A 24617-nucleotide genomic window follows, 5' to 3' on the forward strand; every position below is an offset into this window, starting at 1 on the left:
AAACATGACAACCATAGACCCTAACATATTAGCCAAAGCAGATTCTTGGCTTAATGGCAATATCGATGAAGATTCGAAAGCCCAAATCCGCAGCCTTATTGATCAAAACCCATCTGAGCTCACGGATTCCTTCTACCAAGATTTAGAATTCGGTACGGGCGGCCTAAGAGGTCTGATGGGTGTAGGTACCAATCGAATGAATGTTTATACCATAGGTATGGCCACTCAGGGATTGGCAAACTACCTATTGAAGTGCTTTCCTGGTGAAACAATTAGAGTAGCAATTACCCACGATTGTAGAATAAACAACACACTTTTTGCGACGACCACCGCAAATGTGTTGACTGCAAATGGGATTCACGTGTTGTACTTTAAAGAAATGCGCCCTACTCCTATGCTTTCCTTTGCGGTAAGACATTTTAACTGCAAAAGCGGTGTGATGATCACGGCTTCACACAATCCTAAAGAGTACAATGGCTACAAGGCTTATTGGGATGATGGAGCGCAAGTAGTTGCCCCACACGATAAGAACATCATAGATGAGGTGAAGAAAATCACTTCGTTCGACGAGGTAAATTGGGATAAGAATGATGCCCTTTTCCAATATATAGAAGAAGACTTCGACGAGATTTACATGAAGCTTGTCAAAGGCTTGAGCTTGGCTCCTGATGCTATCAGGGCTCAAAAGGATATGCCGATTGTGTTTTCTCCGATTCATGGAGCCTCCGGCAAAATGGTACCTGCTGCAATAAAAGCCTTTGGTTTCGACAATGTGCATGTAGTAAAAGAGCAGGCTGAGCCAGATGGAAATTTCCCAACGGTTATTTACCCTAATCCAGAAGAAGCAGAGGCTTTGACCCTTTCTTTGAAACTTGGAAAAGAAGTTGGTGCTGAATTGGTTTTGGCTTGTGATCCCGATGGTGACCGCTATGCGGCGGCTGTTCCTAATGCTTCAGGGGAATTTGAGTTATTGAACGGTAATCAAACAGGTACTTTACTCACTTACTACCTGTTGAGTCAATGGAAAAAAGCTGGTAAACTTGACGGCAAACAATTCATGGTAAACACCATTGTAACCACTGAGTTAATCGATAGAATCTGTGAAGGATTTGGCGTAAAATGCTTTTCTGTCCTGACTGGATTCAAAAATATCGCTGCCATTATCAAGGATCTTGAAGGCAAAGAAACCTTCATTGGAGGCGGCGAAGAATCTTACGGTTATCTCATTGGAGATTTTGTCCGTGACAAAGACGGTGTGAGTGCCTGTGCCATGGTAGCTGAGGTGATCGCTTATTACAAAACTCAGGGAAAAACAGTTTTTGATGTGCTTGCTGAAATATATAATCAGTTCGGATTCTATAAGGAGTCGCTTATTTCTGTTACCAAAAAAGGAAAAGATGGTGCCGAGCAAATTCAGGCGTTGATGACTGATTTCCGTCACCATCCACCAGCTGAGATGAATGGAATTAAAGTGGCCAAAATTGTGGATGTGAAAGAAAGCACAGTTACAGATGTGAACACAGGAAAATCAGAGAAGCTGGATATGGACAAGTCCAATGTGATGCAGTTCTACCTCGCAGACGGAAGTAAGATCTCTGCCAGGCCATCGGGCACTGAGCCAAAAATCAAGTATTATTTCTCAGTGAATGCACCGCTTTCCAATGTTGCAGATTACAGAAAAGTAGAAGCTGAACTTGACGAAAGAATAGAAGGCTTGAAGCGATATTTCAGTTAAAAATATAGATATCACAAAATGAAAGCACTGAGAGATCAGTGCTTTTTTTTTTGATTTTTGAGAATCTGGATATATATGAAAACCAGGATATACTGGGATATAAATACGAAAGCTCTAACAGACAAATTATTAACTATATATTGTATTATAGTAAAATCGAAACATCCAGTCGGCCATGAAATATTCCAAATTGATTTTCCTTCTTTTATGCATTTCAATATTTCAGAATTGTAACCAAAAGAATGAGGTCGAAACAACAACTTCGCTACATACAATTGAAATCAATAAAGAGTTTTTGCTCAATCACGTAAATGATTTACAGTTTAAAGCAATAGATACCATAGATTTAGAAGGTCCAGAGAATCCCTATCTTACATCAATCCAGGATATAGCTTTCGCAAAGGATTATATTTTTCTTTTGGATATAAAGCAAGGCTTTTTAAAGTTTGATTACGAAGGGAATTTTGTTCAGATTCTTGGTAAGAAAGGGGAAGGTCCCGACGAATATCTGGTGCCCACCGCAATTTATCTAGGTGAAAACGAAAACGTAACTCTAGTGGCAGATTGGGATAAAATGGTGGTGCATTCCTATGATTTAAAAGGAAACTTTATTGCATCAAGTAAAAAATTACCAGGACGTCCAATTTCCTTCTATAAGGAAAATGATAAGGTACTGGTAATTCAAGAAGGTATTGAATCTTATGGAAAGGGTGCTCAAACGGTATTGGTAAGCTTCATAGAGCCTACCACACTGGAATTCAAATCACAAGAAACCCCACTATATAGCTTTTATTCACGATTCTACAGGGTCCATAATTTCCTCAGAGCTTTTGGCCAACTAAACGATACAAGTCTCTTTTACTTTCCTCGTGTGCGGTTCGAAGGGTTGACTGATCAGAAGGATACAATCTACCGAATGGAAGATGATCACTTGGTTCCTGAGTATCAACTTGACTTCAGAAATTTTGGAAAGTCGGATACATTACGAATTGAGTTTACAGAAATTAATGATGGCTATGCTAGCATACTCTTAGGTTACAAAAAAGATTCGTATCATCTAATGCTTGATTTACAAAACAGAACCCCAAAATTCAGCACGAAACTTCCTGCGGAAAGTTACACGTATGAAGTATTTCCAAAACATTTAAATACGGACAACTACTTCACAATCATTAGAGATATGGATGGCGATGATGAGAAAAACCCTAAAATAGTAGTGTATGCTCTAACAACAGGAACTAATGAATCTAGGTGAGGAACATGTACTCCAATGAGCTAATCACTTCTTTTCCCACAAGACATCTGCAAAATATCCTTCTGAATCCATGAAGTTTTCCTTCACTTCAAAACCACCCAAAGAGGCTAGGTAGCTAATTTCCGACAAGCTATACTTTTTAGATATTTCAGTGAAAATAGATTCAAATGCCTCAAACTTGAATGTTTGATTAAGGGCCCCGATCGTAACGTCCTGCGTTTTTTCAGAAACTAGATAACTACGACACTCTCCGCTTACAGGGTCATAAGTAGGCCAGTGCACAAATGAATCTCGGTCAAAATCAGCATCCAATTCTCTATTGATTCTATCAAGCAAATTCATATTGAACTCACGAGTGACTCCTTGCTCATCGTGATAGGCGTTGAGTATGGTTTGAGGGTTCTTTTTCAAGTCAAAACCTAGCAAAACAAGATCTCCCCTTTTAGTCCCAACTCGCAAGTGGTCAATGATATTTTTGGCTTCATCCACTCCGAAATTCCCCAAGTTAGCCCCCATAAACAAGATGAGATTAGGTCTACCATCTTCCCAAACCTGCTTCTTTAGCGAATCTCTATAGGTGTCTTGAAGTGGTTTGACTACTAATTGTGGAAGTTCCTTCGCTAAACTTCCCTCCAGTTCTTCCAAAACAGAGCCTGAAAAATCTACAGGATAGTAGGTGAACTCGACTTTTTGTTCAGTTAGGTATCTGAGCAGGATTTTGGTTTTCATGCCGTCCCCAGCTCCCAACTCTACCAAATTGAATGGTTGATTTGAAGCTAAAACTTGCTCTAAAATTTGCTCGTGTTGAAGCTCAAGAATCTCGTATTCCTTGCGTGTAAGATAGTATTCTGGCAATGCCATAATCTGCTGAAACAGCTTATCTCCCTTGGCATCGTAGAAATATTTGGAAGGTAAAGTTTTCGGGGTTGAATTAAGCCCTAGCATTACATCTTGGGCAAATGACCCGAAATCCGTATTTTTTGCGTTCATAAATTAAAGTGATTTGGCAAGGCGAATCCCCATGAATTGCCATCTAAATTTTGGATGAAAAAAGTTTCTATAAGTTGGCCTGGAATGTCCTTCAGAAGTAGCAACTGAAGCCCCACGCAGCACCATTTGATTGATCATAAATTTCCCATTGTATTCTCCTATCGCACCTGGAGCTACTTTAAATCCTGGGTAAGCCAAGTAAGCTGAGTTCGTCCACTCCCATCTTTTGCCCCATTCAAAATGATTTTGGGATACTTCCCACTCAAACTCTGTCGGTAGTCTCGCTCCTTTCCAAGATGCAAAGGCCGAAGCTTCATAGAAATTCACGTGAGCTACGGACGCCGCTTTATCTATTGGCTTCAAGCCATCCATTGTATAATAGAACCAATCTCTTTCTTTCTGTTCCCAATACAAAGGTGCTTTTACTTCCAGCTCCTTTGACCAAGCCCAACCCTCATCATGCCAGTAAGTAGGATCATCGTATCCCCCAGCTTCCATGAATTCTAGGTATTCCTGATTAGTAACTAACCCTGAGGAAATAGCAAAATCATTGATATATACCTTGTGCGGATTAAGCTCATTATCGTAGCAGAAATCATCTCCTTTAAAGCCAATTTCATAAATCCCTGAATCAACAGAAACCCAAGTTGACTCTTGTTCAGACACGTATTCATTGATATCCATCACGCTCGGATTCAAAGGATTAAACCATAAGCTGTACTTCAAATCCGTAATCAATAATTCCTGATGCTGCTGCTCATGATTCATCCCCAGAATAACCAACTCGTTAATCTCAGGAATGTTTTTGTCTATTAACATTTGCATCGCTTTATCTACATAGGCACGATAGATTTTCACCTCATCCACAGAAGGTCTAGACATTAAACCTCGTTGGTTTCTAGCTGTCCTTACTCCTAGCGTATTATAATAAGAGTTGAATAGAAAGTTAAATTGGGGATGTTTTACCTCATAACTGGGGTCATTTGGCACCAAAATGAACTGCTCAAAAAACCAGGTGGTATGCGCCAAATGCCATTTAGGAGGACTTACTTCTTCTGAGGCTTGTAAGCTAAAATCCTCCGTAATTAAGTGGCTGCACAGATTTATTGAGTGATTTCTTACGCTTTGAAAAGCTTCTGATAAATTCATATTCGTCTGATAAATAGCTTTAAAGATGAAAAGTTGTCTTTATTATTCCTTGCCAATATGTACCAACGCGTCACCTGCATTAATCACCGGATTATTATTCATTCCGATGATATGGCCGTTTGTTGGAGACTTTACTGGGATTTTAATCTGTCCATAAGGATCCGAAATTCGTGCCAAGACCTGCCCTTTTTTGACTGATTCTCCTACTTTCACACTAGAGTTGAAAATCCCAGAAGCCCTTGCACGCACCCAGTTACTTTCCTTTAGGAAAATACACTCTTGTGCCGGCGGTGCATCTGCCAGCATGCCAAGACTTGCCAGCATTCGCTTGGTTCCATTCACGCCTTCTTCTATCCCGTATTCATCAAGCCGCATAGATTCTCCACCTTCAAAAACCATAATATGTTTTCTGGCTTTGTAGGCTTCCTTTCTAAATGACTTCTCTATGTATTTTGAATTGACGACATAGTGAGTTCCAAATGCCCTCGCAAGCTCTACAGCAACCTTATCTTTGTAATCCACCCGAACTTGTGGGAAGTTACTAAGCATACGACCACCAGTATGGAAGTCAATTCCGTAGTCTATTTGCGGGATTATTTCATTGCTGAGGATAAAAGCAATACTAGCTGCCAAGGATCCTTTTTTACTCCCCGGGAAACTACGGTTCAGATCTCTTCCATCCGGAAAGGTCCTGCTGTTTGAGAGAAAACCGTAAATATTCACCAAAGGGATAAATATCAACGTGCCTTTGAGGAGTTCAAGCCCTTCGTCAACTTCCTCCAATAGTCTCTTGGCAGTCACTACACCATTTATCTCATCTCCATGCACACCGCCACTGATCAAAACTACCGGTCCATCCTCTTTGGAGGAGCGGATAAAAATAGGAAGATCAATTAAGGTATGGGTTGGAAGCTTGGCGATAGCAATTTCTATATTCATTGATTGGCCGGGTCTGATCCGTACACCATTTATGACCAATTCTTTCATCAGTTTATAATTTGTTTTTTAATCGGATAGCCTTCCCCGTCTAGATCCCCATAGGTTTCTAGAGAATGTCGCATGTATCAAAATCACTCTTATCTATTAGGTTATCGTCATGCCTCAGTTACTAAGGCTGGGTTGATTTCATGTTTTAACCTTCAATTGGGTGTTTTAATTTCTTATTCGAGCAAAAACTTACTTATTTCGCAAGGCACTCTTCACATATGAATATACTAGAAAACATCTCCCTCAAGACATTTAACACCTTTGGAATTGATAAAACTGCCCGATTTTTTGTCTCAGTAAAATCTATTGAGGAGCTTAAAGAAGCTTTGGAATGGGCTAAATCACAGAAAGTCAACCCATTGATTCTAGGTGGCGGAAGCAACATCTTGTTGACTCAAAATCAAGATACGCTGGTAATCAAAATTGAACTGGAGGGTATCAAAGTTGTACAGGAAGACGATGATTTTTACTTCGTTGAAACCGGATCAGGGGTCAATTGGCATCAATTCGTTCTGACTGCGATCGAAAACAATTGGGCAGGAATAGAGAATCTATCCCTTATCCCTGGAACTGTTGGCGCCTCACCGATGCAGAATATTGGTGCATATGGAGTAGAAATCAAGGATGTATTTTCGAGTCTAAAGGCTCTAAACAAGGAAACATTAGAGATCGAAGCGTTCAACGCTGAGCAATGTCAGTTTGGCTACAGAGAAAGCGTTTTCAAGCATGAGCTGAAAGGAAAATATGTGATCTGCTCTGTGATTTTCAGGTTGAGAAAAGAACCTGTATTTCACACAGAATACGGTGCTATTCTAGAGACTCTCGAAGCATCTGGAATCAGTGAATTGAGCCTAAAAGCAATTTCAGACGCTGTCATTCAAATTCGCCAGTCCAAGCTTCCAGATCCAAAAGAAATCGGCAACTCGGGTTCATTTTTCAAAAACCCAACGATACCCACTGAGCAATACGAACTATTGAAAAATCAATACACCTCCATTCCAGGCTATCCAAATATTGAAGGCACAAAAGTACCTGCAGCTTGGCTAATCGAGCAATGCGGATGGAAAGGAAAGCGATTTGGAGAAATTGGTGTTCATGCCAAGCAACCTCTAGTTCTCGTAAATTATGGTGATGGAGATGGAAACGAAATCAAAAACCTAGCAACGAAAATCCAGCAATCAGTTTTTGATAAGTTTGGAATAAGTATCCATCCAGAAGTCAATTTCCTTTAGACCAACTGGTCGTTCACCTCTAGCGTTTTCTCGTATTTATCCACTCGAACTCCGAATTTCCTCAAGAAGTCAACCCCTTCGTCAGATCCAATTCCTTTGTATTCTGCATAAGAAAACAAGTAAATCACTCTAGAAATACCCATAGAGAAAATAATTCTTGCACATGCTAGGCAAGGAGAAAGTGTAACGAAAAGTGTAGATCCTTCTACCGCAGTGTTATTTTTCACAGCATAAAGAATCGCATTTTGCTCAGCGTGAAGAGCTAGTGAGCAACTCCCCTTGCTGTCACGAGCACATCCATTCTCTTTAAACTCCACATCGCAGTTGTGCGTACCTGCAGGTGGTCCATTATAACCAATGGAAATAATACGGGTGTCTTTGGTGAGAACAGCTCCCACATGCTTCTTGATACAATGAGAGCGCTTGGCCAAATTAACCGCCAATTCCATAAAAATATCATCAAAATCAGGTCTATTCATATCTTAAAGTTTCGGCAAAATTAGCATTTGCTAACGAAGGGAAGCAGAAATCTTGAATATTAGCTGTAAGTTTTTCGTTAAATAGTAAATTCTAACTTTCTCTTACATTCCTCGTTTTGGAAGATAAACCTTGAAACTATGAATCGCCTACATATTAATCACCTCTTCATCTTTCTTGTTTTTGCACTAGCCCTTAGCTCTTGCAGTGCTATAGAAATTTTTGAGGAGAACAATGAGATCCCAATCAAAAGGCCCTATAAATCATTTGTGATCATCAACCAGGAAGTTGGAATGCGTGGTTTTTCCTCTGAACTCATCGATGAACAGGTTCAAATACACCTGCAGGAAGCGCTCGAAGCACAAGGGCTAGTTTATGATAAAACGGAGCCTGAATTGGTGATACGTTATACTTCAAATGAAGATCCCAGAAAAAGAGAAACCTATCAAAACAATAACCCTTACCCCTACTGGGGATATAGAGTTTGGGACCCATGGATGTATAACCCATACTTCAATAACCAGAACAACCCTAAAACCAGCACCTATGAATTAGTGCAGGTAATCGTGGATTTTATAGATCCAAAGGAAGACAAACTCCTAATGACTCTGACTGGAGTTACTGAAGTCAGCAATCAAAAAACCAAGAGTAAAAAAGTACTAAAGACAACAGATAAGATCATCGATTACTTTCTGTATGAAGTAAAAGACACCCAATAACCCATAAAGCTGCACTAAACACATATTTAGATGGGTTATTAGTTTCACTTATTTATTGCCCTATTCATTTTTTCTTACTCATCTTTCATATATCTTAATAAGGATTTTATTATTTCAATCCCCTAAAGATCCTTGTTTCTATGAGCTTCAATAAGAACCAAGCGGCATTTTTCCAAACTCTAAAGTTGTCCTTACCTAGTTATAATTCCTTGGTGGATGAGATTGCAGAGATATTAGAGATCAGCATTGATAGTGCGTATAGAAGAATTCGAGGAGAAAAATTACTTGACTTCGCTGAACTGGAAATTCTTTGCAATCGCTTCAATATCTCCGTTGACACTTTTTTTAACCTTCATTCCAATGGCATTCTTTTCCAGGGTAATCAAAATGATTATCAGGAAAATAGCTTTATGAATTGGATGGAAGACGTGTATGCACAACTTAATCTAGTCAACAGTTTCTCCAAAAAGCACATCTATTGGCTGGTGAAGGACATGCCTCCATTTCACCACTATTATCATGAAGAATTAGCTGCGTTTAAGTTCTTTTTCTGGAGGAAATCAATACTATTTACGGAAAGTTTAAAAGACACTAAATACTCGATTAAGGATAATTTATACGATCAATTTGCTGAAATAACACAAAAAATTCTCAAGGCATATCATAAGATCCCTACTACCGAAATCTGGAACATTGAAGGAATAAACATAACACTGCGGCAAATCGAATTGTATCATGAAATGGGAATCATGACATCCACTGAAGACACAATATTCTTATATAATTGTATGCTCGAGGTTATAGACAACTTAGAGAAGATGGCAGAAAAAGGCAAAAAAATTCTCCCATCTCATCCTGAGATTGAAGGAGCCGAATACAATTTCTTTGTGAATGAATTTATCATTGGAGACAATACATTTTTCGCAACGATGGATGAAAAAAAAGTTACTTATCTAAATCACAGCGTTATTTATTTCCATGGCACCTCAGACCCTTCATTCAACGATGCCATGTTTAGGAATTTGGATAATCTAATCAAGAAATCTACTCAAATCAGTATTGTAGGTGAAAAAGACCGAAAGCAATTCTTTAATAAATTGCGTAAAAAAGTAGTCGAAAGGATAAATGCTCTTCCTATAGAAGAAGAGTAAAATAGCCTTACATGTAGAAATCCTTCACATCCACAAAAGATTCTACTACTTTTAAAGCTGAAGTAAGCCAATATGAACAATTCAATAAAATACAGTATTGCTAGCCTTGCACTCGTTAGCACTTCATTTTTTGCCTGCCAAGAGAAAACCACTGACAGCGTAATCGATGAAGAAAAAATGGTAATATCCTCTATGCCTGAGCCTTCTGAAAAAGCGGAAGGCATGGTATGGATACCGGGGGGAGAATTCGTCATGGGAACCAACGAAGCAGATGCTTACGATGCCGAAAAACCTGCCGTAAATCTTCAAGTAAAGGGTTTTTGGATGGATACGCATGAAGTAACTAATGCTGAGTTTACCAAATTCGTGGAAGAAACTGGCTACGTGACAGTGGCAGAGAAAAAGCCTGAATGGGAAGATCTCAAAAAGCAATTGCCTCCAGGTACTCCAAAGCCAGATGAAGCTCTATTAGTAGCTGGATCGATGGTTTTCAGCCCTCCTCCGTATGCAGTTCCTACCCAAGATATTTCACTTTGGTGGGTTTGGGTAGAAGGCGCCAGCTGGAAAAATCCTGAAGGTCCAGAATCTAATCTGAAAGGAAGGGAAAATCACCCGGTAGTACATGTTGCTTATGAAGATGCTAAAGCATTTGCGAAGTGGGCTGGAAAAAGATTACCTACGGAAAATGAGTGGGAATTCGCTGCTCGCGGTGGAGCTGAAGGCAAACGATTCGCTTGGGGTGATGAATTGACACCAAATGGTCAGTACTTGGCCAATACATTTCAGGGAAATTTCCCTAATGACAATCAAAACCTAGATGGATACGAGGGAGCTTCACCGGTTAAATCCTTTGCTCCAAATACATTCGGATTATATGATATGATCGGGAATGTCTGGGAATTGACGGATGATTGGTATGATGCACTGAAATATGCAAGACTAGCCGGTCAGGCCCCTAAGTTGGATGCAGGTATGAACCAATGTTACAATCCTGACAATCCTTATGCGATGGAGCATGTGATCAAAGGCGGATCATTCCTTTGCGCAGACAACTATTGCGTAAACTACAGACCATCTGCTCGTCAGGGACAAGCATTTGATAGTGGTACTTCCAATGTGGGTTTCAGATTGGTAAAAGACGCCGAAGACAAGACGATCAGCTTGAAATAAAAACTCAATTGAACCTAAAAAAGGACGTTTCTAATCAGAAACGTCCTTTTTTTATGCTAATTATTCAATCTCTTTCTTCAAAAAATTAGAATAGTAAGTCTTAGAATTTCGCGAACACGACGTCCCCGATCAATCTCGAAATCTTCATTCTTTACTACAGAAAAGAATGGTTTTTTGTACCCAACTCTGCGTAGTCAACGGTTTAAAAATAATGTCACTTAAAAGTCCGGCTTCTAGAGAAGCAGGATAACTGCCAAAATAACACATACTAATACTGCACTCTTTGCCACCCGATAGCTGGACGTTTTTGATTTGTGGTAGAGTTATATTTTTTCTACCACAAAGAAAGAAAGGGCATAAAGCTTTAAAGTGAAAATTAATCTTTGTGATTATCCGCAATGATGCCAGTTGCCTTAGATTCTTTGCTTATCTGGTCGGAAGACCGATGACCGAAGACCGAAGTGACCTCAATTATAAATTTAAACAAATTCTAGATTGCTTTCCCCTCTTTACTGGTAGAAAAGCGGATATACATATTAATCTTTATTGAACTGAGGAGATTTCTATGTTTTCCTATGATTCTATGTGGTAGAAAAAGGTTAACCACATAGAATCATAGCTTTCATAGCTTTCATAGCTTAGAACGGGTATGAGATACGCTTCAAATCAAACTTCATTTCCTTTGTTTTCTTTATGCTCTTAGTTGTTAAAAAAACTATGGCAAATCGTAGCCCTTCGTAATTCGCTGAATGTATTTGCCCAAAATATCAAACTCTAGATTGACCAGATCACCAGGAACCAGCTGATGAAAATTGGTATGCTCAAAAGTGTAAGGGATAATAGCCACTGAGAATCTACCGGGACCAGAATTGAAGCAAGTGAGACTCGTTCCGTTGATCGTGATAGATCCTTTCTCCACGGTCACATTTCCCAGTCCATGCTCAAACTCCAGATCAAAAACCCATGACCCGTCTTGATCAGTAATATTTTTCACAGTGCCAACTTGATCCACATGACCTTGCACGATATGTCCATCAAAGCGCCCATTTGCAGGCATACAACGTTCCAAGTTGACTTTCTTGTCCACTTTCCATTGAGATAGATTCGTCTTCTGGATGGTCTCATCTATTGCCGTCACGCGGTATGAATCAGGGGTAGTTTGCACTACCGTGAGGCAAACGCCGTCATGTGCTAATGACTGATCAATCTTCAATTCTGAAGAAAGTGTAGACTCTATATCAAAATGAACATTGGTTCCATCATGAGTAATATTCCGAATGGTGCCAAAAGCTTCTATAATTCCTGTAAACATGGAGGTAAATTTAACTTTCAAAGGTTCAATGATTAAGCAACAAATGCCCAAATCTAGTTCAAATTAAGCCAAATATTCTTTTATCTTCGACCATAGAATCACAAATTACTCATGCCCCTACTCAAACTCGAAGACACATATTTACATAAAGGAAAACGTAGAGCTCTAGTCGCACTGCTTCGAGAAAAAGGGATCAAAAATGAACGTGTCCTTCAGGCAATCAACACCTTACCCCGTCATTTCTTCTTTGATTCCGCATTGATTTCCCATGCTTACGAAGACAAGGCCTTCCCTATTGGCGAAGGGCAGACCATTTCTCAGCCATACACAGTTGCCTTTCAAACGGAGCTTTTGGAGATCCAAGAAGGCGATCGAGTTTTGGAAATAGGAACCGGCTCAGGCTATCAAGGAAGCATCCTACATCTTCTTGGTGTTGAAGTATTTACGATAGAATATCAGAAGAAATTATTTGAAGGAACTAAGCGATTTTTGTCGAGACTTGGAATAGAAATGCATCTATTCTATGGTGATGGAACAGGTGGACTTCCTGCCTATGCTCCTTATGACAAAATTATTGTCACTGCCGGAGCTCCTGTAGTGCCAGAAGCTTTGATCCAGCAATTAAAAATTGGTGGAATTCTAGTGATTCCCGTTGGTGACAAGCGAAAACAAGCCATGCTGAAAATCACCAAAAAGTCAAATACAAAGACTGTGCAGGAAGAATACGAGGGATTTGCATTTGTACCACTTTTGGGGAAAGATGGATGGGGGTAAGCAAATTTGAAATCTAAAATTTAAGATTTTCATAAATCAGATTTTATCGAAATAAAATTCCGATTTCTAATCTGTAAAATTTTTCCGCCAAATTTTATTTCTATTTTTGTTAAAATTTAGATTTTATGAGCAGCAAGAAATTCGCAAAAGAATCCGCAGTGATTATGACTGAGATGGTTCTTCCTAATGATACCAACACACTTAACAACCTCATGGGAGGCAAACTGATGCATTGGATGGATATAGTAGCCGCCATAGCTGCTCAGAAGCATTCCAACAGCATTGTAGTGACTGCCTCTGCGGATAATATTTCCTTTCAGCAACCAATAGCTCTTGGTAATGTAGTGACCCTGAAAGCTCAGGTTACCCGAGCATTCAACTCTTCCATGGAAGTGTTTATAGAAGTAACTGCGGAGGATATTCCAGCCAATAAGAAAGTCATGACTCATAGAGCATTTTTTACCTTCGTAGCGGTAAATGAGAATAACAAACCATCAAGAATCCCTGAACTAATCCCAGAAACTCCTGAGGAAATTGAGAATTATGAAGGAGCTTTGAGAAGAAGACAATTGAGATTGGTTCTGGCAAAAAGAATGAAGCCAGAAGATGCTGTAGAATTAAAGTCCATTTTCAATCTGGATTAATTTACACCATGATTATCCGCGTTGATGCCAGTAGACTTACTTTCATTGGTTTCTAGCGGGAAGACCGAAGACGTCCCGATAGCCATCGGGAGAAGTGGCCTATAATTTAGAGTATAACTTATATTATGATGCTTTAATCGACTAACTGGTAGAAAAGCAGCTATACATAATTTACACAAAGACATTAAAAAAGCGCAGACCGTTAAGATCTGCGCTTTTTTACTTTTTAACTTAAAAATACCATGGCTAAAGCGAATTAGAATTTGCCTAAAACTAGCGACACACTTCCATCTTCTGTCTCCGGTCTTCCTTCCAAATTACTTCACCACTTTCAAGATTCCCTGCATCGTATAGAAATGCCCTGGTACGGTACACACGTAAGTATACTCTCCAGGCTCAGTCGGTGCTATGAAATAAATCGTGTTTGATTCGCTAGGCTGTAGCAATTTAGTGTGCACAAGCACTTTGCTTGTATTTGGAATGTAATCCTTTTGCTGTCCTTCCAAGCCTAAAGCCATCGCTGCCTCTCCTACTTCTATAGCAGTTCCCGGCATCACAATCACAAAATTATGTAGCATATCATCCACATTTTGGAAGACTAATTTCACCTTGCTTCCAGCCTTTACCTGTACTTGAGCAGGATCAAACTTAAGCCCTGGCTTTGTGCCCATATTGATGGTAACATCCGCTTTGCCATCCCAGTTAGCTGGCATAGATGTCACGTGCTTGGCCATCTTAGGAGTTGCTGGCTTACTTGCCGCAGCTTGTTTCTTTGCTGCAGCAGCTAGAGTTTTTGCCTCGGCATCTGCCTGAGCTTTCGCTACGCTATCAGCCTGTGCCTTCATCATCATCTCGTGATCATGTCTGGCTTTGAACTGAGCAACATCTACTTTATCGCCTGCACCGAAATTGTTCAAGGTGTAATAGCCCACATTATGCAACAGAGGTTTTCCTTCAGTGGATTTCACTCCTTCTGCTTTGATCTCGTGGATGTAACCAAGACGCAAATTATCAACTACTAATCGAGCTTTCATGCCATCTTCTGATACGACTACTCCTATGATTTTGCACGACTCATTATTGATCACAGGGCTCCCGTAAGCCGCTTGATACTTATAGGTGAAGCCTGTTACTTGGTAGTTAGCTGGATCTTCAGCCAATTCCTTATTTACAGGTTCTGTGAATTCTATTTCAAAACCATCAGGCTTAGATTTGATTGTCTGCATCTCAAAAGGCATTCTTCCTGTCCACACCAATCGCTGCAAACTGAATAATTCTTTGCCCGTAGAAGACCAGCCACGGCTAGTCATCCCTACAAACATGGATGCATCATTTCCCCAAACCATTCTCAGTATACCAGAAGAAAAGCCTTCTCTGAATGGAAAAACTACTCCTTGGTAAACCCCATCGATTTTCTCAAAATCAACTCGCGCAATATTACTTTGTCCCTGATCTCCTACGAAAACCTGATTGGCAAAAGGACCAAAACCTCCCGAGGTATTATCATTCAAAAATCCTGAAGTAGAAATTCCCATAATCCCATGAGGCAACCAAATCGCAGGTGCTTTCAGACCCGGAACTCGCTTAGCGACATCATAAAATGGTTCTCCTGTATTTGGAATATCCTCTTTTCTAAGCTTTACAGGTGATCCCGGTAAATCCGACCAAGCTAAGCTTTCTGCATTACCTACGAAATCACCTTTCTCTACATGCGAGATTCTTCCTGATCCAACCCAGTCACCTTGGTTCTCAGTATAAAAAAAATCTCCTTCGGCATTCATTCCATATCCAGCTGGAGAACGCATTCCTGCTGCAAAAGGAATCATTTCTCCATCAGGAGTGATTTCCAAAGTCCAACCTCTCCAAGGCACCAAACTCACACCATGACCTAGGCTATTGCTCCAGCCTACGTTTAGAGTCACGAGCATATTACCATTTGGAAGGAAAGTAGGCCCGTAAGAATACTCATGGTAATTGCCAGAAAGAGGCCAAGAGTAAATTTTCTTGTATATATCCGCCTGACCATCACCATCCGTATCACGTAAGCGTGTTAACTCACTTCTCTGAGTCACATAGATGTCTCCATCGTGGTATGCCAACCCCAGAGGCTCGTGCAATCCGGAGGCAAACTTCTTATAAACAGGTTTATCGCTACCAGAAATATTCGGGTTGGATACTATCCAAACCTCTCCTCTTCTAGTACAGATAGCCAAGCTTCCGTCAGGCAAAGTTGCCATTCCTCCTACTTCCAGAATCACATCTTCAGGCACTGGCAAGGAGATTATCTTATAGAAATCATCCTCAGTTTCTGGCACCATCATCGGCGCTTTATCTTGTGCTTTTAATTCAACTTGTCCGATAAATAGGCAAGCCAAGGCAAAAGCAAATCCTCTTTTTGTATTGAGTGTCATTAGATTTTTCATGCTGCTTCCTATTAATTACCAAACAATTGAATATGTAACCTTACCCATGTTGTCATTCAACTTCACAGTTAATATCAGCTCTTGAGAACCATCGCTTGTAGTTCTTACAATTGGCGATGTCCTTTTTTCAAACTCTATGTAATAGGATTTGTCATCTATCGCATAAAGTCCATTTGGCAATTTTTCGATTTTAGAAGCTTGAGCCACTAAGCAATAGAGTTGCTTACTCTCGTCCTCAGCTGTGACGCTAAGTGAATGAACCAACTTCTTTCCTAAGTCACTTGTTTCAAATGTCTCACGGATAGTTACTCCAGGCATCTTATACAAAATCACAGGATCTCCATTTTTTAAAACTTCATACTCAGTGTATTCAAAACCGGCTATTTCATCAGGCCAAGCAGAATCTTTGTTTGGAAGAATAGCTAGGGTTGGTTTACCTCCAAATTCAATTACATTTCCCAAAGGCAACATCAATTGTGTTTCTCCACGGCCATACCACATCGGGGTAGTTTCTACGAAATCCCCTCTCCACACATTCAGTAATACTCCTCTGCTCAAATCAATAGCATAATTTGCTCCTCCAGGCTCGCCTACAGCGATAGTATGCGTACGTTTCTCTCCATGATGCATGATAAACCCTCGCTGCATCACCGCCTTATCAGCGACTTTGACAGCAATCTGCCCTGCCTGATTACTTCCTCTCATCGGAACATTCAAAGCTGTACGAGCTACACCATTGCCTTCTACCACCAGCGTGATATCATTACTTGGTGCATACCAGTGACCAAAAGTCTTAAAGTAATTCAACTTGATTTTCTGTACTCCAGCAGTCAATTGAGTAGAACCATTGGCTTTGCCAGTGACGCCATCCACATATACGACTTCTTTATCATCGATAAAAAACTTCCCTGCTCCGTTGATTACACCTGGAGGTGTATCGTCTGGCACCCAAGCTAGGTTAAGGTTAAAGAAATATTCCCCATCACTTGGCACGGTTAACGTGCCTACGATCGTTCCTGAAAACTCATTTCTTGTAGCTGGAGCTAAATGAGCTAAGACATCAATATCCATTTTGCCCTTAGGATTTGCTTTCGCAAAATCATTAATGGTTTTAATGCTATCGTAATAGGTGAGCTTCATTTCTGTCAAAGTCACCGTTTCGGCACCATAAGTTTTGTACTTAATGTTGCGTATAGCTACTCCGCCATGATCTCCCTGGATAACCAAAGGTCCCATTGCTTGCTCATCCTCAAAAAATGAAGCTTGGGTAGGTCCAGTGACATCAATATTCTTTTGAACCAGCACACCATTTTGATGAACAGAAATAAATTTGGCATTTGAGACTTTTTTGCCCTGAGAATCAAAGCGCGGTGCTCGAAAAACGATTCGAAGAGATTGCCAAAGACCAGGTGCTCTACTCACGTTCACCAGGGGTGGATGTCCTTCATATCCTTCTCTGGCGACACCTCTACTTTCATCCCATCGCTGATAAATAGCCCCAGCATCAGAATACTTAGGGTTTTTCACTGCCCAAGAGTCAAAAAGTTGAACCTCATATCTACCCTGAAGGTAAATACCAGAATTACTTCCTTTTGGCATCATGAAGTCAAGCTCCAATTCTATATCTCCATGTTCAAAAGAAGACTTGATCGGTTGATTTTCACCTTTGTCTAAGGTGTTCAGTAAAATACCAGCTCCATTTGTGATTTTGGATGCTCCATCGTTAAGATCGTAAAACACATCTTTTACAATGGTCCAATTCCCACTAGTGGGTTGAAATTCGCTTAAGTTCTGAAGAGGTAGCACCTCAAATGGAATTGGGCTCTCCTGTGCTACAGATGCTATCGTCTTGATAAATAGACAACAGCAAATTAGAAATATCTGTTTATTCATTATAGGTTATATAGGTTATTGCTTTCAAAGGTAACTTTCTAGCTAATTTAAAAAAATAGGATTATTTCAAGCAAAAATTGACAACCCTGGTATATATACAATAAAAAAGCAGGAGAAAATCTCCTGCCCTTTATTTGAAAACTAAACCAACTATTATTTAACTACCACAATGAATTCAAAAATAATACTTTTATAATCAAATCAAAATTCCAAATATAAATTTGTTTTGATTATTTCTTCTCTGGGAAGTTACCACGTTTAAATGCAATTCCTAATGCTAAACCTTGACTAAATTGAATTTTATTGTCCTGATCCAAATCATAGATCATTAAACTGGTTAAACTAACATTAACAAGGTTAGATACTTTTGCCGTTAAACCGAAGTCTAGACGATGGTCAATAGCATTAAATGCAAAGGTTTCGTAGTTCGCATACATTTGATATCTAACCATTAAGGATAGATTCTCAGAAAGCTTTTTATTATAATCAGCCATCAGACTGAACGCTAACCATTCTGTTCGTACTGTTTCTCCTATTTCTACTCCATAATTATTAGGAACATTTAAATACAAATCTGTATCTGTCACAAATGTCCATCTAGGTGAAAATGGAGAGATACGAAGACTAAACTCATCATTTGGCTTATACTCTACACCTATGGATGTAGTAAGATAAGCTGGATTGGCAAATTTCGAGATAAGCTTTTTTTCCGCATCTTCAGGAAATTCATAGCCAGGCGCAAACTGAGAAAGGAAATTAACAGCAAAGAAGTAATTCCATTTATCGTTAATCTCATAACCAACTTTAGAATCCAAGAAAATACGGTCATTGGATTTGCGACCATCTTCATTCTTATTTTTCACTACGCCATAGATAAAGTCCATCGTATTATCCCAAGACCATTTGTCTTTTGCATAATTTGCTCTACCATTTAGATAAACTCCTAGTGCAATAGAATTGACACCACCACCTTGCCAATTACCACTAAAGGATGCTTGATTAAGATTTAAGCCTCCGCTTAATTCTTTCAGCCAATAGCTAGTATCTTGTGCGGTTAATACTACTTCTTGGGCAAGTAATTGCCCAGAAACTAAAATAAAGAGGAAAAGTGTAGAAATTCTTTTCATAATTAAGAGATGTTGAACTATTTCAATATAAATAAATAAAATACAAATATGGAAAATGACTTGGAAAGAGAGCTTATAATTCGTGATTATTTGGCGCGTCAGCGTACAACGCTCGCAAATGACAGGACTTTATTATCTTTTATTCGTACAGCTCTTTACTTTTTAGTATCAGGCACCGCACTTTTTGAAGTTAAAGAATTAGATCATGTGAGAGACTTGGGTTACTTGGCATTTGGATTGAGTTTGGTGTTTTTACTAATCGGAATAGCTAATTATTTCCGTGTCCGTAAAAAGCTTAAAAAAGGGAACTACCTAAACATGTAATAAATGACTTTTGAAATCGGTCTTGTTTTTTCAATTATTGGCTTAGCCATTATCCTTTTTTTTACTGAGAAATTCACCATCGATACCGTTTCCATCGGAGTAATGGTTGCATTTCTACTCACAGGCATCCTTAATGTAGAAGAAGGACTATCAGGTTTCTCCAATCCTGCCACTATCACCGTTGCCGCTATGTTTGTGGTTTCGGCTGCGATTTTCAATACGGGCCTACTTGATAGTTTCACTCATAAACTAAGCGCCCAAGCAGGAAAAGGTCAAACCCACCTCCTATTCACCTTAATGTTATCTGCAGGGTTTCTGTCAGCATTCATAAGTGATACTGCAGTAGTGGCTCTATTGATGCCAGCTGTAATAAGGTTAAACAAGACTGATAATATCCCTCCATCTAAGTTGCTTATGCCATTGTCATTTGGTGCATTAATGGGAGGTATTTGCACGTTGCTTGGAACTAGCACTAATATTTTGGTGAGCGGAATTGCTGAAAAAGCTGGACTTCCATCTTTCGGTATTTTTGAAATGAGCTTAATGGGCTTAGTCTTTTTCGCTACAGGGTTAATCTATATGTTGACGATTGGAAGATGGCTTACGCCAACTAGAAAACCGAAATCAGAATTGGGAGATAGTATTCAACTCGGGAATTACCTTTCAGAATTAGTTATTTTAAAAAACTATGAACAGCTCAATGAGCCACTTTTTAAGCATAAGCTTTTTGACAAACTCCCAATCAAGCCCTTACAAATCATCCGTGCAGATGGTCGGAAAGTTCGTGTATATCCTAATACAGCCATTCAAGAAGGTGATATAATCCGCATAAACTGCGATAAAGAAACCTTGGAGAAAATCAAAACTACAGAAGGCATAGAGCTAAAGGCAGACTTAAAATGGAATGAGGAAAATATCACCGGAGAGGATGAAAGATTATATGAGGCCTTAGTAACACCTAATTCATTTCTTGTTAATAAAAACATAAAAGAATTGAATTTCAAAAGGTTATATAATCAGGTGCTAGTAATAGGACTTAGACACAGGTCAGATATGCTCAATTCTCTTCTTTCCAAAACGGACTTAAGAGCCGGAGATATTTTACTCTTAAGAGCAACAGAGGAATCCATCCAAAGTGTAGAAAGCAGTGACGACCTTCTCCTACTATCAGAGACTAAAAGCAAAGTATTAAACAAAACAAAAAGTATCTTAACTCTGGCAGTGCTTGCACTAATTATAGGACTGGCATCTTTTGAAGTATTCCCTATAGTAGTGACGGCGGTAGCTGGCGGAATTGCTCTGATAATGCTCGGATCGCTCAGTACCGAACAAGCATATAAGGCAATTGACTGGAAGGTTATCCTTATGCTTGCTGGGGTATTGTCTATGGGTTTGGCTCTGGAGAAGACCGGCGGCTCTCAACTTATAGGCGATTCCATTGTGGAAAGTGTAGGCCAATATGGACCTAGAGCAGTTATGAGTGCCTTATTCGCCTTGACTTTTATCATGACCAATGTCATGTCAAATAATGCCACTGCGGCCTTACTAGCTCCTATTGCGATCAGCATATCTGCTGCGCTAGATGTTGACGCAAGGCCGATGCTTATGGCAGTTACATTTGCAGCAAGTTTGAGTTTTATGACCCCAATGGGATATCAGACGAATACGATGATCTATACACCTGGTAACTATAGGTTTAGCGACTACATAAAAGTGGGAACTCCTCTAAATCTGCTACTGTGGATAGTAGCGACCTTATGTATTCCATACTTTTTCCCTTTTTAATTCTCAGAAAATAAAGCACAACTACGTATTTTACACATATTAATCCACCAACACTACCACGACCCAAACAATTTAACCCAAACACAACTATGAAAGTATTTAGTATTGTATTAATCGTCGCTGGCATTTTAATGCTGTTCAGCAATAGTTTTTCTTTCACAACCAAAGAAAAAGTAGTAGACGCTGGCCCTATCCAAATAAGTGCAGATAAGCAGAGGGACGTTACCTGGCCAACCTACGCAGGAGGAATTGTAGTAGCAGCTGGTGTAATCATGCTTGTAGTCACACAGAAAAAAAAGTAAGCGTTTAGCTCAAAACAACAATACAACTAACCCCACCTGCATTTGAAATTAGCAGCAGTAGATATTGGCTCCAATGCCATAAGAATGCAAATCACAAGCGTAACTCAATACGAAGGAATCATCAAATTCAAGAAAGTCGAATACCTTCGATTTCCACTTCGCTTGGGTTTGGATGTGTTTCACAATCAAAAGATCTCTGAAATAAACAGAAGGAAATTTGTCAAATTGATGAAGGCATTTAAGATTCTCATTGACCTTTATGAAGTCGATGATTACATGGCATGTGCTACTTCTGCTATGCGTGAAAGTGTAAATGGTAAAGAAATAGCACTTGAAGTAAGGGAAGAAATTGGTCTGAAAATCAACATTATAGATGGTAACAGAGAAGCTGAACTGATCAATAAATCTCTTAATAAGTTTTTCGATGAAAAGACTTACTTACATATAGATGTTGGAGGAGGTAGTACAGAGCTCAACATATATAAGAGTCGCGAAAAAATAGCTTCGAAATCATTTCAGATTGGTTCAGTGCGTGCATTAGAGGACAAAGTAGCTACACCAGTCTGGAGCACTATGGAGGCCTTTGTGCATAAGTATCTGGAAAATTCCCCTTCAGTTATTTCCATAGGAACCGGCGGGAATATCAACAAGATATTTGAGCTTTCTTTACCTCATAAAAACAAGCGCTATTTGGATTATGAAAAAATCGAAGAAGTTTTAGGTCGATTACAGACTCTCACTTTTGAAGAGCGAGTGAACAAACTTAACTTGAATCATGATCGAGCTGATGTGATTATTCCTGCAGGAAAAATATATCAACGCGTGATGCAAGCTGCAAAATCTAAAAAAATGCTGGTGCCTGATCTAGGTCTAAAGGATGGGATTATACATGTGCTCTACGAGCGAAATAAAACTAAAAAGCCCCTTTAATCGGGGCTTTTTTTGTTAGTCTACAAGCTTAACTTGCATCACGTTTTCTGCATCTAGATTAAAGAACTCTCGATGAACATTGAATTCTGGTTCATCTCCTACCGGGTGTTTTGCCAAGTAAGTACCATCTTCCTGCATCACATAAGAGTTGACATTATCCTTTAAATTATAAGCAAGGATGTTCATCAATTGCTTTTCTAGCAAGGTAGACTCGACTTTAAATAAGGCTTCAAGTCTTTTGTCAAAGCTCCTTACCATCATATCAGCACTTCCAGCGTAAGTTCTAGTATCCCCATTATTATGGAAATAGTAAATTCTGGAATGCTCCAAGAAATCACCTACTATGGATAATACTTCAATATTTTCACTCAGACCAACTCTTCCTGGTCTGATACAGCAAATTCCCCGAACAATTAATTTGATGGTAACACCAGATTGAGAAGCACGATATAAAGCATATATCATCTCAGAATCTTCTAATGAGTTGACTTTGATGAAAATACCGCTTGGCAAACCATTTCTAGCATTTTCAGCTTCTTTTTCAATGTACTCGATTAGCTGATTTCGCATATCACGAGGAGCAGTAATCAGGTTTTTATATTGAGATGGCATCGAGTGCCCAGTGATTACATTGAAAAATTCTGACACATCATTAGCCAAGATCTCATTGGTAGTCATCAGACCGATATCCGTGTAAAGTCTAGCGGTGTCTTCATTATAATTACCAGATCCTAAGTGAACAAATCGAGTGATTTCCCCACCATCTCGCTTCACAATTAAGAGAAGCTTGGTGTGTGTTTTCAAGTGAGAAATACCATAAATGACGAAGCAACCAGCTTTCTGAAGCTTCTTCGCTTCACGAATATTGTTCTCTTCGTCGAATCTAGCCTTGACCTCAAACAGCACCGAAACATGTTTACCATTCTCCGCTGCTTTCAATAAGGCTTTTGTAATTCTACTATCCTTGGCCAGTCTATAGATGGTCATTTTGATGGCCATTACATCAGGGTCTTCCGATGCTTTTTCCACCAGATCTAAGATCGAATCAATATTGTTATAAGGATGATGAAGTAGAATATCTTTCTCCTTCAACACTTCAAAAATATCTGACAAGCCTTCATCTTGATATGAAAGGGGCTTAACTGGATCAGGAATTTGAGGCAATCGTTCACGGAATTTTTTATTACCCACGATCTGCCAAAGTCCTGTAAAATCTATCAGGCTTTCTCTTTTTACCAGAAATACAGAATCCATTTTCAGATTCCATCTCTCCAACAGTGAATTCATCATCCACTTACTATAACCTTCCTCTATTTCTATTCTTACTACTCTACCACTCTTTCTTTCCATCAATTTTCGCTTCACTTCTTCTAGGAAGTTAGCGTCCATATCTTCACTTTCTTCGAGTGTGAAATCACCATTTCTGGTAATCCTGAAAAGACTCATCCCTTCAATTTCTACATTTCTGAAAAGTGAAACGATGTTTTCCCGGATCACCTCTTCAATAGGGATCAGTAAAAGAGAATCTTCTCTCTCTATTTCGAAAAAGCGGGGAATATTAGCCGGGATCTGCACAAAACTCATCTTGCGCATATCTTGTCTATCTCCTGGACTGGTAGTCACCACTCCGAAAACCAGCAGCTTGTTCATCAGAATCGGAAAAGTACGATACCCATCATACACCATCGGGGTAAGCATAGGGTAAATGGCTTTCACGAAATAATCATGAACCTTCTCCTGCTCTCTATCTGTGAGCTTGGAAACATTGCAAAGCACTACTCCTTGGTCTTGCAATTCAGGCATAATCACCTGAGAGAAATGAGTATGTTGATCCGCATGAAACGTGTGACTCTCATTCATCAACTTAGCCTTGAAAGGGTCTTCTCTCAATCCTGAGTAATCGACTCGTTCCTTATCGTAATCCAGATAATTATATAGTGATCCTACGCGAATCATAAAAAATTCGTCCAGATTGGATGCCGTTATCGCAAGAAACTTAAGTTTTTCAAAAACACTACGATGTGCCTTTTTGGACTGATCCAACACTCGTTCGTTAAACTTCAACCAACTTAAATCCCTGCTTACCAGATCACTCTGTTGTATAATCGAATCGTATTTTTCTACAACTTCCAATTTCATCGCATTCAAAGTTAATATTCAGAAGGCAAGTTAAGTTATGCTTTCTTACTTTGGGTTTATCAATGTGTTAACAATTAAAAAAAGGGGCTAGAAAGCCCC

The 24617-nt window shown here is 39.4% G+C and carries 21 protein-coding genes; 12 read left to right on the plus strand and 9 right to left on the minus strand.

Annotated features, from left to right (window positions below):
- The first annotated feature begins 4 nt into the window (after window positions 1-4).
- Window positions 5-1735: a phospho-sugar mutase gene (locus BM291_RS13075; RefSeq protein WP_092898115.1), complete on the plus strand. Its 1731-nt coding sequence runs from the start codon at window positions 5-7 to the stop codon at window positions 1733-1735.
- Window positions 1736-2030: 295 nt separating this feature from the next.
- The gene (locus BM291_RS13080; protein ID WP_245786866.1) at window positions 2031-2990 is read left to right on the plus strand and encodes a 6-bladed beta-propeller; all 960 of its coding nucleotides are present in this window, start codon (window positions 2031-2033) and stop codon (window positions 2988-2990) included.
- Window positions 2991-3014: 24 nt separating this feature from the next.
- Here the strand turns inward: BM291_RS13080 and BM291_RS13085 are convergent, their stop codons facing one another.
- Genes BM291_RS13085 through BM291_RS13095 form a run of 3 tightly spaced genes read right to left on the minus strand, consistent with a single transcriptional unit; the run spans window position 3015 to window position 6116 of the window.
- Window positions 3015-3980, minus strand: a complete 966-nt coding sequence (locus tag BM291_RS13085; protein ID WP_092898119.1) for an L-histidine N(alpha)-methyltransferase — start codon at window positions 3978-3980, stop codon at window positions 3015-3017.
- 3 nt (window positions 3981-3983) lie between these two features.
- Window positions 3984-5129: an ergothioneine biosynthesis protein EgtB gene (egtB, locus tag BM291_RS13090; RefSeq protein WP_092898121.1), complete on the minus strand. Its 1146-nt coding sequence runs from the start codon at window positions 5127-5129 to the stop codon at window positions 3984-3986.
- A 42-nt stretch (window positions 5130-5171) separates the two neighbouring features.
- On the minus strand, window positions 5172-6116 hold the full coding sequence (locus BM291_RS13095; RefSeq protein ID WP_092898123.1) for a succinylglutamate desuccinylase/aspartoacylase family protein: 945 nt from the start codon (window positions 6114-6116) through the stop codon (window positions 5172-5174).
- A 218-nt stretch (window positions 6117-6334) separates the two neighbouring features.
- Between BM291_RS13095 and murB the strand changes: the two genes are divergently transcribed.
- Window positions 6335-7348, plus strand: coding sequence for a UDP-N-acetylmuramate dehydrogenase (gene murB / locus BM291_RS13100; protein ID WP_092898125.1), 1014 nt, complete (start codon window positions 6335-6337; stop codon window positions 7346-7348).
- Here murB and BM291_RS13105 read toward each other — a convergent pair.
- Window positions 7345-7827 (minus strand): deoxycytidylate deaminase, encoded by a 483-nt coding sequence (locus BM291_RS13105; protein WP_092898127.1) that lies wholly within the window; start codon window positions 7825-7827, stop codon window positions 7345-7347. The two genes, murB and BM291_RS13105, sit on opposite strands and share 4 nt — an antisense overlap.
- A 138-nt stretch (window positions 7828-7965) precedes the next feature.
- Between BM291_RS13105 and BM291_RS13110 the strand changes: the two genes are divergently transcribed.
- From BM291_RS13110 to BM291_RS13120, 3 genes are all read left to right on the plus strand, one after another.
- Complete coding sequence (locus tag BM291_RS13110; protein WP_092898129.1) at window positions 7966-8544, plus strand: DUF4136 domain-containing protein; 579 nt, start codon at window positions 7966-7968, stop codon at window positions 8542-8544.
- Between the two features lie 140 nt (window positions 8545-8684).
- Window positions 8685-9695, plus strand: a complete 1011-nt coding sequence (locus BM291_RS13115) for a hypothetical protein (RefSeq protein ID WP_092898131.1) — start codon at window positions 8685-8687, stop codon at window positions 9693-9695.
- Window positions 9696-9767: 72 nt separating this feature from the next.
- Window positions 9768-10865, plus strand: a complete 1098-nt coding sequence (locus BM291_RS13120; protein ID WP_092898133.1) for a formylglycine-generating enzyme family protein — start codon at window positions 9768-9770, stop codon at window positions 10863-10865.
- A gap of 715 nt (window positions 10866-11580) precedes the next feature.
- On the opposite strand, the gene BM291_RS13125 is transcribed toward BM291_RS13120, so the two are convergent.
- Window positions 11581-12177, minus strand: coding sequence for a riboflavin synthase (locus BM291_RS13125; protein WP_092898135.1), 597 nt, complete (start codon window positions 12175-12177; stop codon window positions 11581-11583).
- A gap of 111 nt (window positions 12178-12288) precedes the next feature.
- Between BM291_RS13125 and BM291_RS13130 the strand changes: the two genes are divergently transcribed.
- On the plus strand, window positions 12289-12951 hold the full coding sequence (locus tag BM291_RS13130; protein WP_092898137.1) for a protein-L-isoaspartate(D-aspartate) O-methyltransferase: 663 nt from the start codon (window positions 12289-12291) through the stop codon (window positions 12949-12951).
- 125 nt (window positions 12952-13076) lie between these two features.
- Window positions 13077-13595, plus strand: coding sequence for an acyl-CoA thioesterase (locus BM291_RS13135; RefSeq protein WP_092898139.1), 519 nt, complete (start codon window positions 13077-13079; stop codon window positions 13593-13595).
- Between the two features lie 317 nt (window positions 13596-13912).
- On the opposite strand, the gene BM291_RS13140 is transcribed toward BM291_RS13135, so the two are convergent.
- The 3 genes from BM291_RS13140 to BM291_RS13150 form a co-directional block, all read right to left on the minus strand.
- The gene (locus tag BM291_RS13140) at window positions 13913-16018 is read right to left on the minus strand and encodes a plastocyanin/azurin family copper-binding protein (protein WP_092898141.1); all 2106 of its coding nucleotides are present in this window, start codon (window positions 16016-16018) and stop codon (window positions 13913-13915) included.
- Window positions 16019-16033: 15 nt separating this feature from the next.
- Window positions 16034-17911, minus strand: coding sequence for a 3-keto-disaccharide hydrolase (locus BM291_RS13145; RefSeq protein ID WP_092898143.1), 1878 nt, complete (start codon window positions 17909-17911; stop codon window positions 16034-16036).
- A gap of 230 nt (window positions 17912-18141) precedes the next feature.
- A complete protein-coding gene (locus BM291_RS13150; RefSeq protein ID WP_092898145.1) occupies window positions 18142-19038 on the minus strand; it encodes a DUF3078 domain-containing protein in 897 nt (298 codons plus the stop codon).
- A gap of 48 nt (window positions 19039-19086) precedes the next feature.
- Between BM291_RS13150 and BM291_RS13155 the strand changes: the two genes are divergently transcribed.
- From BM291_RS13155 to BM291_RS13170, 4 genes are all read left to right on the plus strand, one after another.
- On the plus strand, window positions 19087-19362 hold the full coding sequence (locus BM291_RS13155) for a YidH family protein (protein ID WP_092898147.1): 276 nt from the start codon (window positions 19087-19089) through the stop codon (window positions 19360-19362).
- A 3-nt stretch (window positions 19363-19365) separates the two neighbouring features.
- A complete protein-coding gene (locus BM291_RS13160) occupies window positions 19366-21147 on the plus strand; it encodes an SLC13 family permease (protein WP_092898149.1) in 1782 nt (593 codons plus the stop codon).
- 89 nt (window positions 21148-21236) lie between these two features.
- On the plus strand, window positions 21237-21449 hold the full coding sequence (locus BM291_RS13165; protein ID WP_092898152.1) for a hypothetical protein: 213 nt from the start codon (window positions 21237-21239) through the stop codon (window positions 21447-21449).
- A gap of 42 nt (window positions 21450-21491) precedes the next feature.
- Window positions 21492-22379, plus strand: a complete 888-nt coding sequence (locus BM291_RS13170; protein WP_092898154.1) for a Ppx/GppA phosphatase family protein — start codon at window positions 21492-21494, stop codon at window positions 22377-22379.
- 15 nt (window positions 22380-22394) lie between these two features.
- On the opposite strand, the gene ppk1 is transcribed toward BM291_RS13170, so the two are convergent.
- Window positions 22395-24518 (minus strand): polyphosphate kinase 1, encoded by a 2124-nt coding sequence (ppk1, locus tag BM291_RS13175; protein WP_092898156.1) that lies wholly within the window; start codon window positions 24516-24518, stop codon window positions 22395-22397.
- Between the last annotated feature and the right edge of the window lie 99 nt (window positions 24519-24617).

The sequence above is a fragment of the Algoriphagus aquimarinus genome (assembly GCF_900112005.1).
In the GTDB taxonomy this organism is placed as follows: domain Bacteria; phylum Bacteroidota; class Bacteroidia; order Cytophagales; family Cyclobacteriaceae; genus Algoriphagus; species Algoriphagus aquimarinus.

Excerpts from the sequence above, each read along its gene's own strand:
- BM291_RS13075 (WP_092898115.1), top strand. The coding sequence starts at position 5 with ATGACAACCATAGACCCTAACATATTAGCCAAAGCAGATTCTTGGCTT.
- BM291_RS13085 (WP_092898119.1), bottom strand. The coding sequence starts at position 3,980 with ATGAACGCAAAAAATACGGATTTCGGGTCATTTGCCCAAGATGTAATG.
- egtB (WP_092898121.1), bottom strand. The coding sequence starts at position 5,129 with ATGAATTTATCAGAAGCTTTTCAAAGCGTAAGAAATCACTCAATAAAT.
- BM291_RS13095 (WP_092898123.1), bottom strand. The coding sequence starts at position 6,116 with ATGAAAGAATTGGTCATAAATGGTGTACGGATCAGACCCGGCCAATCA.
- murB (WP_092898125.1), top strand. The coding sequence starts at position 6,335 with ATGAATATACTAGAAAACATCTCCCTCAAGACATTTAACACCTTTGGA.
- BM291_RS13105 (WP_092898127.1), bottom strand. The coding sequence starts at position 7,827 with ATGAATAGACCTGATTTTGATGATATTTTTATGGAATTGGCGGTTAAT.
- BM291_RS13110 (WP_092898129.1), top strand. The coding sequence starts at position 7,966 with ATGAATCGCCTACATATTAATCACCTCTTCATCTTTCTTGTTTTTGCA.
- BM291_RS13115 (WP_092898131.1), top strand. The coding sequence starts at position 8,685 with ATGAGCTTCAATAAGAACCAAGCGGCATTTTTCCAAACTCTAAAGTTG.
- BM291_RS13120 (WP_092898133.1), top strand. The coding sequence starts at position 9,768 with ATGAACAATTCAATAAAATACAGTATTGCTAGCCTTGCACTCGTTAGC.
- BM291_RS13125 (WP_092898135.1), bottom strand. The coding sequence starts at position 12,177 with ATGTTTACAGGAATTATAGAAGCTTTTGGCACCATTCGGAATATTACT.
- BM291_RS13130 (WP_092898137.1), top strand. The coding sequence starts at position 12,289 with ATGCCCCTACTCAAACTCGAAGACACATATTTACATAAAGGAAAACGT.
- BM291_RS13135 (WP_092898139.1), top strand. The coding sequence starts at position 13,077 with ATGAGCAGCAAGAAATTCGCAAAAGAATCCGCAGTGATTATGACTGAG.
- BM291_RS13140 (WP_092898141.1), bottom strand. The coding sequence starts at position 16,018 with ATGAAAAATCTAATGACACTCAATACAAAAAGAGGATTTGCTTTTGCC.
- BM291_RS13145 (WP_092898143.1), bottom strand. The coding sequence starts at position 17,911 with ATGAATAAACAGATATTTCTAATTTGCTGTTGTCTATTTATCAAGACG.
- BM291_RS13150 (WP_092898145.1), bottom strand. The coding sequence starts at position 19,038 with ATGAAAAGAATTTCTACACTTTTCCTCTTTATTTTAGTTTCTGGGCAA.
- BM291_RS13155 (WP_092898147.1), top strand. The coding sequence starts at position 19,087 with ATGGAAAATGACTTGGAAAGAGAGCTTATAATTCGTGATTATTTGGCG.
- BM291_RS13160 (WP_092898149.1), top strand. The coding sequence starts at position 19,366 with ATGACTTTTGAAATCGGTCTTGTTTTTTCAATTATTGGCTTAGCCATT.
- BM291_RS13165 (WP_092898152.1), top strand. The coding sequence starts at position 21,237 with ATGAAAGTATTTAGTATTGTATTAATCGTCGCTGGCATTTTAATGCTG.
- ppk1 (WP_092898156.1), bottom strand. The coding sequence starts at position 24,518 with ATGAAATTGGAAGTTGTAGAAAAATACGATTCGATTATACAACAGAGT.